The organism is Bifidobacterium sp. ESL1130, assembly GCF_058507935.1.
The window spans coordinates 1017258-1031121 of the sequence record NZ_CP196379.1 but is presented as its reverse complement, the minus strand read 5'-3'; the positions used below and the strand labels follow the sequence as shown (position 1 = coordinate 1031121).

The 13864-nt window shown below is 55.9% G+C and carries 12 protein-coding genes; 4 read left to right on the top strand and 8 right to left on the bottom strand.

Going from position 1 to position 13864, the window contains the following annotated elements; translation table 11 throughout:
* Positions 1 to 144 precede the first annotated feature (144 nt).
* The 3 genes from ACSYSO_RS03960 to gtfA form a co-directional block, all read right to left on the bottom strand.
* A complete protein-coding gene (locus ACSYSO_RS03960) occupies positions 145 to 1188 on the bottom strand; it encodes a LacI family DNA-binding transcriptional regulator (RefSeq protein WP_491701524.1) in 1044 nt (347 codons plus the stop codon).
* A 116-nt stretch (positions 1189 to 1304) separates the two neighbouring features.
* Positions 1305 to 3080, bottom strand: a complete 1776-nt coding sequence (locus tag ACSYSO_RS03955) for a glycoside hydrolase family 13 protein (RefSeq protein ID WP_489798386.1) — start codon at positions 3078 to 3080, stop codon at positions 1305 to 1307.
* A gap of 51 nt (positions 3081 to 3131) precedes the next feature.
* A complete protein-coding gene (gene gtfA, locus ACSYSO_RS03950) occupies positions 3132 to 4643 on the bottom strand; it encodes a sucrose phosphorylase (protein ID WP_489760792.1) in 1512 nt (503 codons plus the stop codon).
* Between the two features lie 213 nt (positions 4644 to 4856).
* On the opposite strand from gtfA, the gene ACSYSO_RS03945 reads away from it, so the two are divergent.
* From ACSYSO_RS03945 to ACSYSO_RS03930, 4 genes are all read left to right on the top strand, one after another.
* Positions 4857 to 6185, top strand: a complete 1329-nt coding sequence (locus tag ACSYSO_RS03945; protein WP_489760791.1) for an ABC transporter substrate-binding protein — start codon at positions 4857 to 4859, stop codon at positions 6183 to 6185.
* A gap of 144 nt (positions 6186 to 6329) precedes the next feature.
* Positions 6330 to 7181 carry a carbohydrate ABC transporter permease gene (locus ACSYSO_RS03940; protein ID WP_489760808.1) on the top strand — a complete coding sequence of 284 codons (852 nt, stop codon included), beginning with the start codon at positions 6330 to 6332 and terminating at the stop codon, positions 7179 to 7181.
* A gap of 5 nt (positions 7182 to 7186) precedes the next feature.
* Positions 7187 to 8011 (top strand): carbohydrate ABC transporter permease, encoded by an 825-nt coding sequence (locus ACSYSO_RS03935; RefSeq protein ID WP_489760807.1) that lies wholly within the window; start codon positions 7187 to 7189, stop codon positions 8009 to 8011.
* Positions 8012 to 8131: 120 nt separating this feature from the next.
* A complete protein-coding gene (locus ACSYSO_RS03930; RefSeq protein ID WP_489760790.1) occupies positions 8132 to 8959 on the top strand; it encodes an alpha/beta hydrolase in 828 nt (275 codons plus the stop codon).
* 16 nt (positions 8960 to 8975) lie between these two features.
* Here the strand turns inward: ACSYSO_RS03930 and ACSYSO_RS03925 are convergent, their stop codons facing one another.
* The 5 genes from ACSYSO_RS03925 to alsE all read right to left on the bottom strand — a co-directional run bounded on the left by ACSYSO_RS03925 (position 8976) and on the right by alsE (position 13853).
* Positions 8976 to 10121, bottom strand: coding sequence for a LacI family DNA-binding transcriptional regulator (locus ACSYSO_RS03925; protein WP_489760806.1), 1146 nt, complete (start codon positions 10119 to 10121; stop codon positions 8976 to 8978).
* Positions 10122 to 10297: 176 nt separating this feature from the next.
* Positions 10298 to 10981 carry an isochorismatase family protein gene (locus tag ACSYSO_RS03920; RefSeq protein WP_489760789.1) on the bottom strand — a complete coding sequence of 228 codons (684 nt, stop codon included), beginning with the start codon at positions 10979 to 10981 and terminating at the stop codon, positions 10298 to 10300.
* A gap of 71 nt (positions 10982 to 11052) precedes the next feature.
* Positions 11053 to 12678 (bottom strand): phosphoenolpyruvate--protein phosphotransferase, encoded by a 1626-nt coding sequence (gene ptsP, locus ACSYSO_RS03915; RefSeq protein WP_489760805.1) that lies wholly within the window; start codon positions 12676 to 12678, stop codon positions 11053 to 11055.
* On the bottom strand, positions 12678 to 12938 hold the full coding sequence (locus tag ACSYSO_RS03910; protein WP_489760788.1) for an HPr family phosphocarrier protein: 261 nt from the start codon (positions 12936 to 12938) through the stop codon (positions 12678 to 12680). The genes ptsP and ACSYSO_RS03910 overlap by 1 nt, the downstream gene beginning before the upstream one ends.
* 177 nt (positions 12939 to 13115) lie before the next feature.
* A complete protein-coding gene (gene alsE / locus ACSYSO_RS03905) occupies positions 13116 to 13853 on the bottom strand; it encodes a D-allulose 6-phosphate 3-epimerase (RefSeq protein ID WP_489760787.1) in 738 nt (245 codons plus the stop codon).
* Between the last annotated feature and the right edge of the window lie 11 nt (positions 13854 to 13864).

The window sequence follows — 13864 nt, the reverse complement described above, 5'->3', positions numbered from 1 at the left end:
CCACATCGGCTCCTGTCCCCAGCCTGACCCTTGCTCCACGACTGTCCCCTTTTCTCGCTATCTCGACCACACTGACAACACCCACACAATCGCGAGCGCAACTTCTCCCATATCTACCACATTGACGGGTCAACGACAGGCGGTTCACGAGAGCGAATCAGGCAGCGCCGCGTCATTCCTTCCCGGCGCGCTCGTCTCGCCGGCACGCATGGTAACGGGGATGATGATTTGAGCATCCGACAATGGCTGTTGGTTGATCAGCTTCAATGCCATGCTGGCTGCCAACCGTCCCATGTCGCGAGCAGGCTGCGATACGGTGCTCAGTCCAATATCGCTGGCAACATCGGACCCGTCGAAACCGAAGACGGATATGTCCTGCGGCACTCGCACCCCGGCCAGCCTGAGTTCATGCAGGATGCGCAGCGCGTAATAGTCCGACCATACGCAGATGGCAGTTGGCGGTTCCGGCAAGGACAATATCGACGATACTGTCTTTCGTGCGGAATCTTCCACACTTGAGTCGACGAAAAACTTGCCGCAATTGGTCAGCCCCAGTTCGGCGATGGCATCTTGATACCCATGGGATCGCAGGTCATAACCCCATTGGGATCCGGTCAACGGGTCGGTTCTGCCGACGTAAGCGAAGCGTCGGTGCCCGATGGAAGCGAGATACCGTACGACCTCCGCTTCAGCCTTTTCATCATCAATGGCGATCAGCCCTTGAGCCGACTCAAAATTGGGTGAGTTGACGCACAGTATGGGAACCTCCATCTTGGCGAGGACTTCGCTTTCCTGGCGCGTTGTTGAAAATCCGGTGACGATGAGGGCATCGGCGTTCTTATTGGTCGGCAGCCGGTCGAAGAATGCCGAACGTTCCTGTTCATTGCCGGCCCGGTATACGGTGATGTCGTAGTCTTCGGGGCGGAGCACGTCATATAAGCCATCGAGCAGTTCACCGATGAACCAACCGGAAAGACTGTCTCGCGATAGCAGTGCTATACGTTTGGTCTTCCCGCTCGCCAGCGATGAAGCCGAGGTTGAAGGCACATAGTTGAGTTCCTGAGCTGCGGCAATGACTTTTCCTCTGGTCTTTGAGGCTACATGTTCCTTACCTCGCAATGCGCGCGATACGGTGAATGTAGAGACGCCGGCGGCTTTGGCCACATCGGCGATCGTAGCATTATGCATCTGTAGTCCCTTCCCCGGCGCAGGGTGCTCCAAATACGTTCCCGAATCATTACCTTCGCGCTTCACTGGCCAGCATAAATCAACTGTACAGGTAAGGGCTAAAGAACGCTACGCTCCTACTCCAAGACCACCCATGCCGTGGTATCCGAAGGCAGACGTGCATCGTCGATCGGACTTGATGACAGCATTATGGTGCCGCCTGGCAAGTCGATCGGCGTGCGTTTAAAATTGGTAATGCATGCCATGCGTTTTCCTTGATATGCTTGTTCTCTCTGCGACGTTGCACACACACGGGTGAACGCTATGACTGACTCGTCGTATCCATCAAGCCACTGCAGATCGTCGCTTACCGTCCGACTCAGCATTTCCTTACGTACACGCAGCACGTCTCGATAGAGGTTGAGCATGGAATCTGCATTCACCCGTTCACGGTCCACGCAATAGTCTTTGAACCAGAGCGGCTGCGGCAGATGCGGATCGGCGCTGGGCTTCCCGTCTGCACGCATGGCCGGCGAAAAACCAAAACTGGCGCCGGACCCGAAGTCCGGATTCCATGAGGCCGGTTCCGGGCAATCCTTGCTGTTCCACGGGAGAGGCACCCTGCATCCGTCGCGCCCTTTCTCCTTGAGCGCGTCGGCGGTGCCGAATGCTGTGGGATCTTCGAGTCTTGTCCAAGGAATATCGGCCACTTCAAACAATCCCAGCTCCTCACCTTGATACAAGTAGGTGGAACCCGGCAGAGCCAGTTCGAGCATGATGGCGGCACGGGCACGCCTCTGACCTAGGTCACGGTCTTCCCGGTAGCATGATCCGTCACGCAGCAGCCAGTCTTTGGCGAATTGGTTCATGGTGAGCGACGGCACTTGGGGCAGTGCGAATCTGCTGGCTTGACGAATCCGATCATGGTTGCCAAGAGTCCATGTGGTCGTAGAGCCTGAGGATTGCGCGGCTTCGAGACCAGCATGTATGGCGGCGCGCATCTCGTGAGCATCCCAATTGGCATCGGTGAAGGCAAAGTTGAAAACCTGCCCGAGTTCATTTGCGGATGCGTAGAGTTTCTGCTGTTCGGGAGGTGCCGACGCCTCCGCTACAGCGAAACGTGGCGGATCATATTCGTTGAACACCTCTCGCCATTCACGGTAGATGTCATGCACTGCCAAACGATCCCACACCGGGTTGCTGCCATCGGGCGAGGCGCCGTGTTGGATGCTGTCGACGGGGAATTCATCGAGAGGTCGGGAATCGAGATCTTTGGACAGCGCATTGGCGGCATCGACTCTGAATCCGTCCACACCATGGTCCGACCAGAAACGCAGGGTGGTTTTGAAGTCCTCGTGAACCTCTTCATTATGCCAGTTGAAGTCAGGCTGCTCTTTGGCAAACATGTGCAGATACCACTGCCCGTCTTCGACACGCGTCCACGCCGACCCGCCAAAACCACAGATCCAATCGTTGGGGGCAATCTCTCCGTGTTCGCCTCGCCCTTCTCTGAAGATGTAGCGCTCTCGGGCACGAGATCCTCGACCCTCACGCAGAGCTTCCTGGAACCAGGCATGCTGATTTGAGCTGTGGTTGGCAACGATATCGACGATGATTTTGATGCCCCGCCCATGCGCTGCGGCCACCATCGCATCGAACTCGCCCATGGTTCCGAGCTCGGGTGCCACATTGCGGTAATCGATCACGTCATAACCGCCATCGGCCAATTCGGACGGATAGAATGGCGAAAGCCATAGCGCGTCTACACCCAGGTCCTGCAGATATCCCATCTTCTCGGTGATGCCACCGATATCACCGAGCCCGTTGCCGTCGGTATCTTTGAAACTTCTGGGATACACTTGGTAAACGACCGCTTGTTTCCACCAATCTGCGGACATATTGTTGTCTGTCATCATTCCTCATTGCATTTCGTCGGTACTGTTGCTTGTCGCCTCGTAAAATTCTCACTCGACATATTTGGGCAGTTCCATCAAATCGTCGACAACATGTTCCCCACGTTCGTCGTTCCAAGACAGCGAGGCAATGGGCGTCTCGTCGTGAGCATCTGTGCTGAGACTCGGTGTGAAACGCAAAGCGGTATGGCTGGTCTTGCTCTGCCAATCGAATATTATGGTGCGGTTTTCAGTATGGGAGGAAAACTCACCGTCGAATGCGGGAAGACTGTTACGCAACGTGCACAACGCGTTGAGCGCACGTACCACAGGTCTGGCAAGATTCTCATCGATCTCTTTGGCGGAATAGTAATGACGGTTGATATCACGTCCATTGTTCGTGCGCCTGAGAAGATCCATGTCATTACGCCCGGCCAGTGCTCCCACGTAGTAGACCTGCGGCACTCCGGGGAGGAAGAACTGGACGGCACGAGCGGCAAGATAGTGCTGATCGTTGCAGCCCAAAGCCGAATAGTACGTGGAATTAACCTGGTACAGGTCGAGATTGCTTGAGGCCTCCCCTGTCGCCGCCCGTGATTCACCGTTGGTGTTGGCATGAATGGTCTCTACGATGCGGTCCACTTCAATGTCATCGATGAGACCTTTGAGCGAGCGATCGTCTTGGTCTGAGCCAATATCAATGACACCGATGCCATCATGCGTGTCGAGAACAGTGACCGCGTTCCGGGGACGCACGTCGACCCAATGCGCAAGAGCGTCGATATCCCCGGTAAACACACTGTGCAGGAGCAGCGGAGGCAGCGCAAAATCGTACACACGATCCACTTTTGAGGCAATGCTGATCTGCTTGGCATAATACGAATGCACCTCAATGAGGGTCTCAAGACCACGCTGCTGCGCAGCCTTCTTGATGCGTTCGATGAGTGCGAATGTCTTAGGCGTCATGAAGCTGCTGGTGTGCGCCTGCTTGGCTCCATACCCGACCGCGTCGAGGCGCACGGATGAAACGTGGCTCTGGGCAAGACGGTCCAAAATGGAGAGAATATAGTTCCATCCTTCATCCGAATCGGTATTGATATCAACCTGCTGTGGGGTGAAGGTGGTCCATACCAAGCGTGTTGTGCCATTCCACGAGTAGGGAGTGAACGGCAGACCTGGGCGCGGACGATAGATACCGGTCAGGTCGGCTTCGGTGGCACCGTCGGGAAATACGCTCGACATGGTGAGGAACAGTTCATAGTGCGGGCTCTGCTCGCCATGAGCTTGGACATCTTTGAACTGCGCCGATTGGCAGGACATATGGTTAACGATGGCATCGACCATGACGCTATGGCTGAGGCTCAGTTCAGTGACGTCTTCCCACGAGCCCAAGCGAGGATCGACGCTCGTATGGTCGATAGGGTCAAATCCAGCGTCCGCACCATCGAAGGGCGTGAAGAACGGCAAAATGTGCACGCCGGTGTAGACACCTGAGAATCGAGTGCGAAGAATATCGGTCAGTGATTGCAGCGTGCCATCGCCAAATCGGTCAGCATAGGCAATAAGTTGTACTTGGTTGTTCATGACGCTCTCCTTTGGCGGTGTCAATGGCCGTTACGCGGGTCGTCGTCGAAAGACGCGTAAATCGAACCGGTTTGATAATAACTCACGCTCTCGGCATCCGCAAATTGACAAACCGGTTCGACATGTCTTAGACTAGGTACTAAGCGCTTAGCTAAATTGGATTATCGAAGTTGATATCAGTTTCAGCTCTCTAAGCGCGAGAAAGGAAATACCATGTCATTCGCAACATACTTCAAACGAGGTCTGGCAGGGGTTGTCTCCCTGACGGCTTTGCTCTCCATGGCCGCTTGCGGCCCCGGATCGTCAAACGATGCGAGCGAAAACAACGAGCAAGTCAGCACCGACGTCAGCAAAGGTGATTATGAGTTGCGCCTTTGGGACGGATCGGGGTTGAAAGTCCTGGACGACTCACTGATTGCCGCGTTCCAAAAGAAATATCCGAACATCAAAATCAAAGCCACCTATGACCCCGACAATATGACGCGCACCAACGGACCGAAAATCATTTCCTCCTCCGATGTGCCGGACATCGCGCGAATCACCGACGTGGCCTCGGCGGTCAAAGGTGGGCACGTTACCGACCTGACCCCCTACTCCAAGGCGTACGGGTGGAAACTTCCCGACTTCCAGACTCGCTTCTACAGCGCGAACAAGAACGGCGAACTCGCCAAAGGCGACCTGTACAGCATGCCTGTAGGACTTTCCTTCACCGGCGTGTACTGGAACAAAGAGCTTGGTGCCAAAATCGGCATGACCCAGGCCCCCAAAACCATAGACGAGTTCTACTCAGACATGGATAAGGCCAAAGACGCCGGCATTCTGCCGGTCATGGTGAACGGCAAAGACGGAGGAACCTCGTTTATCTTCCAAAGTCTGATGATGAGCCGATACGGCAAAGACGAATTGGAGCAATGGGTGCTGCAGCGCGACGGCGCCACATTCGACACCGAACATGCTCGCAAAACCGCCGAAGAACTGCAGGCATGGCCCGGCAAGGGGTACTTGCCCAATGGAGTCAACGCCATCGACGGCACAACGGCTTTGGGCCGCTTCGCAAATGGCGAAGGACTCTTCTTCTTCCAAGGCGGCTGGTCGGTTTCGGACTTGGCCAAGACCGCGGATGACCACACAGGCTTCTTCGCCTTCCCCGGAGAGACAGAAACCTCACCCGTGGTGGGCGCTTTGAACGCCACCACACTAGGCATTCCCGCAAAAGCCAAGAACAAGAACGCCGCGGCTGCGTTCCTGAACTTCGTCGTCTCCAAAGAGGGACGCGAAGTCACGGCAAAGAGCAGCTATGTACCTTCCGGCACCGGCGACCTGCCAAGCGTACAAGGCGGCATCAAATCCGATCTGTTCACGGCATATGACGGCATTCTCAAGAACGGTGAGACCACGAACTTCATTTCGGACGCCACTGCCGGCATGCAGCAAAGCGGTTTGGAACCCAATGCCCAGCAGCTACTGGACGGCACCATGAAACCAGCGGATTTCACCAAGGCCGTGCAGAACGAGTATGAATCGGAATTGGGAAGGGACTGACGGATGAGAGCCGGAAGTCACAGTAGCGCCACGCTCGGCAACGGGCGTGGCGGTGCGCCCAGCGCGCAGCCGCAGTCAGGACCTGCCAACATCCGCAAACCCCTCTTTACACGACGTGCGAGAACGAAGGGAAACTCCTCGCTTATGGGGTTGCTGTTCTTGGCTCCCGGCTTGGTGTTTTATCTCGTCTTCGTCATTGTGCCGATTGTGGAGGCGGCATGGTACTCGATGTACGACTGGAACGGCATCGACCAAAGCAAGTGGGTGGGGCTGAACAATTACATCAAAGTCTTTACCGACCCACAGTTGTTGGGCAGTATCGGCCATTCGTTCTTCCTGATCATCTTTTTCTCGTTCATGCCCATTCTCATCGGTTTGATGATTGCCGCATTGATCAAGGATATGAAATCTCAGAAAATGCGGAGTTTCGCGCAAGTCTGCCTGTTCCTGCCCAGAATCATTCCCGGTGCCGCTGCCGCGGTGGCATGGAGCTGGATGCTTGCCGACAACGGCACAGTCAACCAGTTGCTGAAGTTCGCCGGCCTGGGCAGCCTGTCGCATGTGTGGCTCGGCGAACAGAAGACAGCACTGGCATCAGTTGGCCTCATCGGTTTCTGGCTGCAACTTGGATTCTGCATCATCCTGCTGCTTTCGGGTATGGGTGCCATCGACCAGGAATTATATGAGGCGGCCGCACTGGATGGAGCCGGCTGGTGGAAGCAACTGTTCTCAGTCACGCTTCCCGGACTGCGCGGACAGTTGAGCGTATGCCTGACCATGACCATCGTTGCCGCTTTGGCCAGCTTCGATGTGGTGTTCATGTCTACGCAAGGCGGACCAGGTACCTCGACCATGGTTCCCGGAGTGCAGGTGTACCGATTGGCATTCACCCAAAGCCGGGTAGGGCTGGCATCCGCTCTAGCGACGGTGCTCATGGTACTGGTGCTCTTGGTGGTCGGGCCGCTGCAAGCCTTGATTAAAGGAAAGGATGAGTGAGGACAGTGAAGCAATCACGCACCGTACGCGTCATGGGCAGCCTTATGCTGGCTTTGACGATTTTGTTCTCGATCATACCGTTCATCAGTATGTTTTCGGCAGCTTTGCAGCCGCAAGGCACGCTCCCCTCCGGCATCCAGTTCACCGCACACCCTCACTGGGAGAATTTTGCGGCGGCGTGGACGGCGGCCAATATCACTCCCCTGCTCAAGTCCAGTCTTATCTTAGTGATTGGCGTAGTGCCTGCTGTCGTACTGTTTTCCGCGATGGGAGGCTATGCCCTGGCTCAGCTGAGAGTTCCCTGCAAGGGGCTGTTGTACGGCCTGTTCATGGTGGGACTGACCGTCCCCTTTGAAGTGCTGGTGACGCCGTTGTACTACGAAATCAACGACATGGGGCTGCTGAACACGCGTTGGGCGGTTATCTTGCCTATGATCGGCCTGAATATGTCGTTTGGCATCGTATGGATGAGGTCCAATTTCGAGCAGATGCCCCGTGACCTGATTGAAGCGGCGAGCATAGATGGTGCCAGCCATTGGAGGATCTTCCGCTCGATTGAGCTGCCTTTGGCCATACCATCGCTCTCCTCGCTGGGCATCCTGACCTTCCTCTCCACGTGGAATCAGTTCCTGTTGCCGATTGTGTTGATCAACGATCCCGACAAACGCACCATGGCCGGAGCCCTGCAATCCTTCGTAGGACAGTATTCAACGGATGTGGTGCTCCTGAATGCCGGTTCAATCCTGATCATGGCGCCAACGGTAATCCTGTTCCTCTTCCTGCAACGCTACTTCATCAAAGCCATGCTTGCAGGTTCCGTCAAAGGCTGATCAGCCAATACCCCACCCATTGCGGTTCATGGCTTCATGAGAGTTCGACATTGAGCCTTGAACCGCAATGGAACCGTATCTGTCATGCCCAAGCGAGAGCATGTATATATAAGGAGTTTTATGCAGTACATCAACGAAGATATCGAAGGAATCGACGGCTCGACGGCACGGTTCAGTGGCTACGTCATAGACAACAGTCCAGAAATCGTAGAGCATCGCGTCCGCCCTGCGGTGCTCATTCTTCCGGGAGGCGGCTACGAAATGACCTCCGACCGTGAAGCTGAACCTGTGGCGCTCAACATGGTAGGCCGCGGATTCCATGCGTTCGTCCTGCGCTACGCAACCTGGCCTTCGCAGTACCCCGTGTCCCTGATCCAGGCAGCAGCGGCAATGAGCTTGATTCGTGCGCACGCCGACGAATGGCATGTCGATCCGAACTCCATCATCGTGATGGGCTTTTCCGCAGGAGGCCACTTGGCCGGCAATCTTGCCACGACCGCAAGCGACGAGGTGATTCGAGCCCACGGGTATGACCCCGACGCGGTCCGCCCCAACGGGATGATGCTTGGCTACCCGGTCATCAGCTCCGGACAATACGGCCACCGCGGCAGTTTCGAGCATTTGCTTGGAGACCGTTGCCACGACGAAGCAACGCTGGACGAAGTTTCCATCGAAAAGCACATAGACGGCAAGACTCCCCCGACGTTTTTATGGTGCACCTACACCGACGAGATTCTGCCCATACAAAATAGCCTGATGCTCACCGACACATACTCAAAAGCCGGGGTGAATATGGAAATCCACATATTCTCCAACGGCATTCACGGTCTTTCCCTCGGCACCGAAGAAACGGCCTGGCAAGGGGTCAAAGGTGTGGAGGATTGCGTCCAGACATGGCCCGATCTCTTCGCCGCATGGATGCGACGGACGTTCATGCACAACGCCTGAACCGCTCCTGCCACGGTCAACGCTTCGTGGTCTGGCCGCTCACCAAAGAGACCGGAACAACGACATCAAGGTCTTGGACGACGTTCGAAGGGTCGTCCAAGACCTTTCCGGAAGATACAGGTCCAGAACCTTTCACAGACGGCACCTCACGTCGCGGACTTCGCGGCAACGAATGAATCTGCTCGACGATCAACGAACCGATATGCCGGGCGATGGTCCGGCAATCCTGACTGATAGTTGTCATAACCTTCCCGGCGGCTTGCGTCAAGTAGGTTCCGTCGTAGGCAATGACCTGCACTTGCCCGGGAATGGACATCCGCCTCCGTCCAGCCTCACGCACGCAGTGTGCGGCAATCAGGTCAGAGCCGACGATGGCGTCAACGTCCGGGAACCGTTCGAAAATCATGCGTGCGACATCAGGATAATTCTTCCAGTCATACACCTCGCCGGCATCCACATAATCGTAACGTATGTTCGCAGCGGCAAGCTCACGCTCCAAAATCATGTGGTACCGTACCGTCGGAAAACTCGATTCCTTCCCTTGATCATTACAGTTGGCTTGATCAGTATCGCTCTGACTCGTCCCGCCATCTTCCAAATCATGGAATTGGTTGACCGGACCCCCTACACTGACCACGTGCTTGGCATGCGTTCGTATGAGCTGCTGTGCTATGAGTCTGCCGCCTTGAGGGTGATCCGATCTGACCGACGGTATACCAGCGCCCAGGTAACGGTCGAATGCCACAATGGGACGTTGTATGGAAGTCCAATAGTCGGCTGCGTGGGATGTGTGAGCCGCCATGACGATGCCGTCCATCATATGGCGGCGCAACATGTCCACATATTGCGCCTCACCGCCCTTGGCATCAACCGTCGAACACAGCAACGTGCTGAAGCCCAGACCGGCAAGCTCCTTCTGGAGGGAAGCGGTAAATGAGGCGAAGAACGGGTGGTTGATGGTCGGGACGATGATGCCGATGATGTTGGTACGGTCGCGGTAGAAGTTCCTGGCCAACTCATTGGGCACGTAACCCAACTCGTCCATTGCCTGCTGAACACGTTCACGCATGGCGTCTGAAATGTATCCCGTGTTGTTGACCACCAAGGAGACTGTGCTCAGTGAAACCCCGGCCGCTTTGGCGACATCCCGCATTCCTACCAAGTGCATTCCTCCTTCTCACCGGCGTAAGTGGCAATACATATGGCACCATTTTATCAAGTTGATAAACCGGTTCGCTGCGAGCGCCTGCACAGTCTTGGGTGAATGCTGGTGTGGCGCGCACGCAGATGACAACAGTGTTCCGTCAGGACAGCACAACCACCACCCGACACAATTAATCACACGAGTCGTACACCGGCTTTGCGCATTGCTGCACGAGCAGCCACACCTTGTTCCTCACTCACCGGTGCTGTCAGGTCTTCGACTACCGAGACGTCATAACCCAGGTTGCACGCGTCGATCGCCGTGTCTTTGACGCAGTGCGATTCAGCCAGTCCCACCACATCCACATGGGTGATGCCGGCCTGTCTCAATGCCTGAGCGAGCGTCTTGCCTTGCGCTTGAAGCTGTGCAAACTCTTCGTGGGTCTGCACACGCTCGGAATTGTCTTCGATGCCTTCAAAACCGGTGTACGAAGGCGCATACTGTCCTTTTTTGAAGTGATGCTCCACGTTCAGCGCTTTAAGCTGCGGCATCAGTGCCGCATTCGCAGTGCCGGCCAAGCCGTGTTTGGGCCAGGAATCCACAAAGTCCGGAGTGTCGGAGAAGTGGGAACCAGGCTCGATGTGCCAGTCCTGCGTGGTGGCGATGTAGGCGTATTCGCCGCGATGGGCGTTGACATAGCTCGCGATGCGATCCGCTACAGCAGTGCCGCCCTCCACGCCAAGCTCACCGCCCTCACAGAATGTGGGTTGCACGTCTACGATGATGAGCGCCTTGTGCGACTCACTAGCCGTTTCACCGTCTTTGTCCTGCGTCTCGCTGTTGTTCGTTGTGCAACCGTTTACCATGATATCTCCCATGCAATTGTGTACTACCGACTTACATGGTTTCAATTCTAGCCGCCTACATCACTAGAAGACAATCAAGACAACTACTGTTCACGCACCGCCGCTCGCACTGCTAACACACTCGATGGCGTGACCGATAGCTCATCGATCCCGTATTGCAGGAATGTGGCGGTCAGTTCGCGATCAGCTCCCAGCTCTCCGCAGATGCCGCACCAAATGCCGGCATCATGTGCAGCCTTGGCGGTCATTTCAATCATGCGAAGCACAGCCGGCGAGTGCGGATCGGCAAAACGTCCTAGATTGGGATTCTGCCGATCGCATGCCAACGTATACTGCGTCAAATCATTGGTACCGATCGAGAAGAAATCGACTTCTTGCGCCAATTCCGGCGCCATCACCACCGAAGCAGGCGTTTCCACCATAATGCCGACAGCGATGTGCTCGTCGAAGTCGACATGCTCGTCCATAAGTTCGCTTTTGGCTTGCTCAATGAGCGCCTTGGCCTGGCGCACTTCACTCACAGCGGTGATCATGGGCAGCATGATGGACACGTCGCCGAATGCCGAGGCACGCAGAATGGCGCGCAGCTGCACTTTGAATATGTCGGGTCGGGTCAGGCAGATGCGAATCGCGCGGTAGCCGAGCGCCGGGTTGGCCTCATGATCGAGATTGAAATAGTCGACCTGTTTATCGGCGCCGATGTCAAGCGTACGTATCACCACCGGTTTGCCGTTCATGCGTTGCGCCACCTCGCGATACGCTTCGAACTGAAACTCTTCCGTAGGGTAGTCGCTGCTGTCGAGGTAGAGGAACTCGCTGCGGAACAGGCCGATACCTTCCGCATCATTGGCAAGCACATCGTCCACGTCAGAGGGGCGCCCGATGTTGGCATACAATTTCACCTTCTGTCCTGTGGTGCTCTGGGTGGGTTTGCCCTTCAGCTCTTGCAGCAGGCGCTGGTGTTCCTCCCAGTCGCTGCGCTGCTTGCGGTATTGCTCAAGACTTGCCTGGTCCGGGTCAATAAGCACAGTGCCGCCGGTACCGTCCACGATGGCCTCATGACCATCATCGCGAACATCGAATGCATTACCTATGCCGATTACCGCAGGCAATCCCATCGTTCGGGCCAGAATTGCGGTATGCGCGTTGCTGGACCCTTTGGCTGTGACCAGAGCGAGAATTTTAGTACGGTCAAGCTGCGCTGTCTGGCTTGGCGTGAGATCGTCGGCGACAATGATGACTGGTTCATCGCCACCGGCAACAGCGCCACTATCTCCCGACTCCCCCGTCAGCACCGATATCAGGCGCTGTGAGACATCGTGCACATCTGCAGCGCGCGCACGCATATAGTCGTTGTCCATCGCCTTGAACATGTCTTCAAACGTCCTCGAGGCAGTTTCGACGGCGTACTCGGCATTAACCCCCTCGCCGCTGATGGATTGTTCGATGCAGCTGACATACTCCGGGTCCTGCAATATCAGCTTGTGCGCGTCGAACAGCTGTGCCTCGTTCTCGCTCAGGGATGCCGCTGTGCTGATGCGCAGTGCGTCCAACTGTTCTTCAGCACGGGTTTGCGCTGCGTGGAAACGTTCCAGTTCAGCATCGCGGTCCTGCACGTCGTGACGTTCAACGGCGTTCTTTTCTCTGAACACTGAGATATGCCCCAGAATGACACCTGCCGATACTCCAGTGCCTTGAATGTTCCTCATCACAGATTCTCCTTAAAGAACGTCTCCAATTGCGCTGCCGCAGCCTGCTCGTCGTCTCCGTCAACGCTTACGTTCAAGGTGTCACCGTTCCTGGCTCCAAGTCCCATCACCGCAAGGATGCTCTTGGCGTCAGCCTCATGCCCGGCAAGAGCCAAATGCACTGTTGATGAGAACGTCTGGCATTTCGCCACCAGCTCACTGGCCGGGCGCGCGTGGATGCCGTCGGGATCGGTAACCGTAAAAGTAAATGATTGTGCCATATTGTTCCTCTATCGTGCGTAAGTACCGGCATGATTGTCATCGATCAATGCCATGTGATTCATAGTGATTCGTATTCGTTGTGCGGCTGGCAGATATGCCCACCTGCCGCACAACGAATACGGTTGCAACACCCTCGCCATGATGGCAAGAATTGCAGCTCCTGATGCTCATGCGTTTCATTGCATACGACCGGTATCGAAGCGATACCCGGTGGTCTCCTCGTATTCGTCCACCATCTGGTTCCAGGAGTCCTGGATGTTGTCGGTGAGGCCGAAGAGACCGGAGCGGCCGATAACGTACACGTCGGGGTTCGCGTCCGAGATCATCTTCCAATGCTTACGGTTGGTGGACCCGTCCATCTCGATGCGATACGTGTAGCCGTGCCTTTCGCGCAGCTCGCGCAGCTCGGTGATCTTGTCGAGGCACACCTGAAGGAAGCGCTGACCGGCAAATCCGGGGTCGATCGTCATGACCATGACGCTGTCGAGCAGGTCGATGTAGGGCATGAGTGCGCTCACCGGGGTCTCGGGGTTCATCACCATGCCGGCCTTGAGCCCTGCGTCGTGAATCTGGTCGATGAGTCGGAACGCCACGCCGTTGGTCACTTCGGCGGGCATGCTGATCTCCTCGCACTTGATGTCGATGAGCTGCTGCACCCAGAAGGGAGCGTCGGTCACCATCAAGTGGGCACTCATGGGCACGTTCGAGATCTTGCGCGTCTGCTCGATGAACCAGGGAGAAAGCGTGATGTTCGGCACGAAATGGCCGTCCATGATGTCGATGTGGTACATGTTGACGCGCGGGTTGAGAAACTCGATCTGTTCCTTAAACTGGTCGAGATCCATCGTCATCAACGATGGGGCGAGCTGGATGGGACGACCAGCTTTAAGGTCTGCGGTGGAAGTTGTCGTCATTGTGGTCCTTT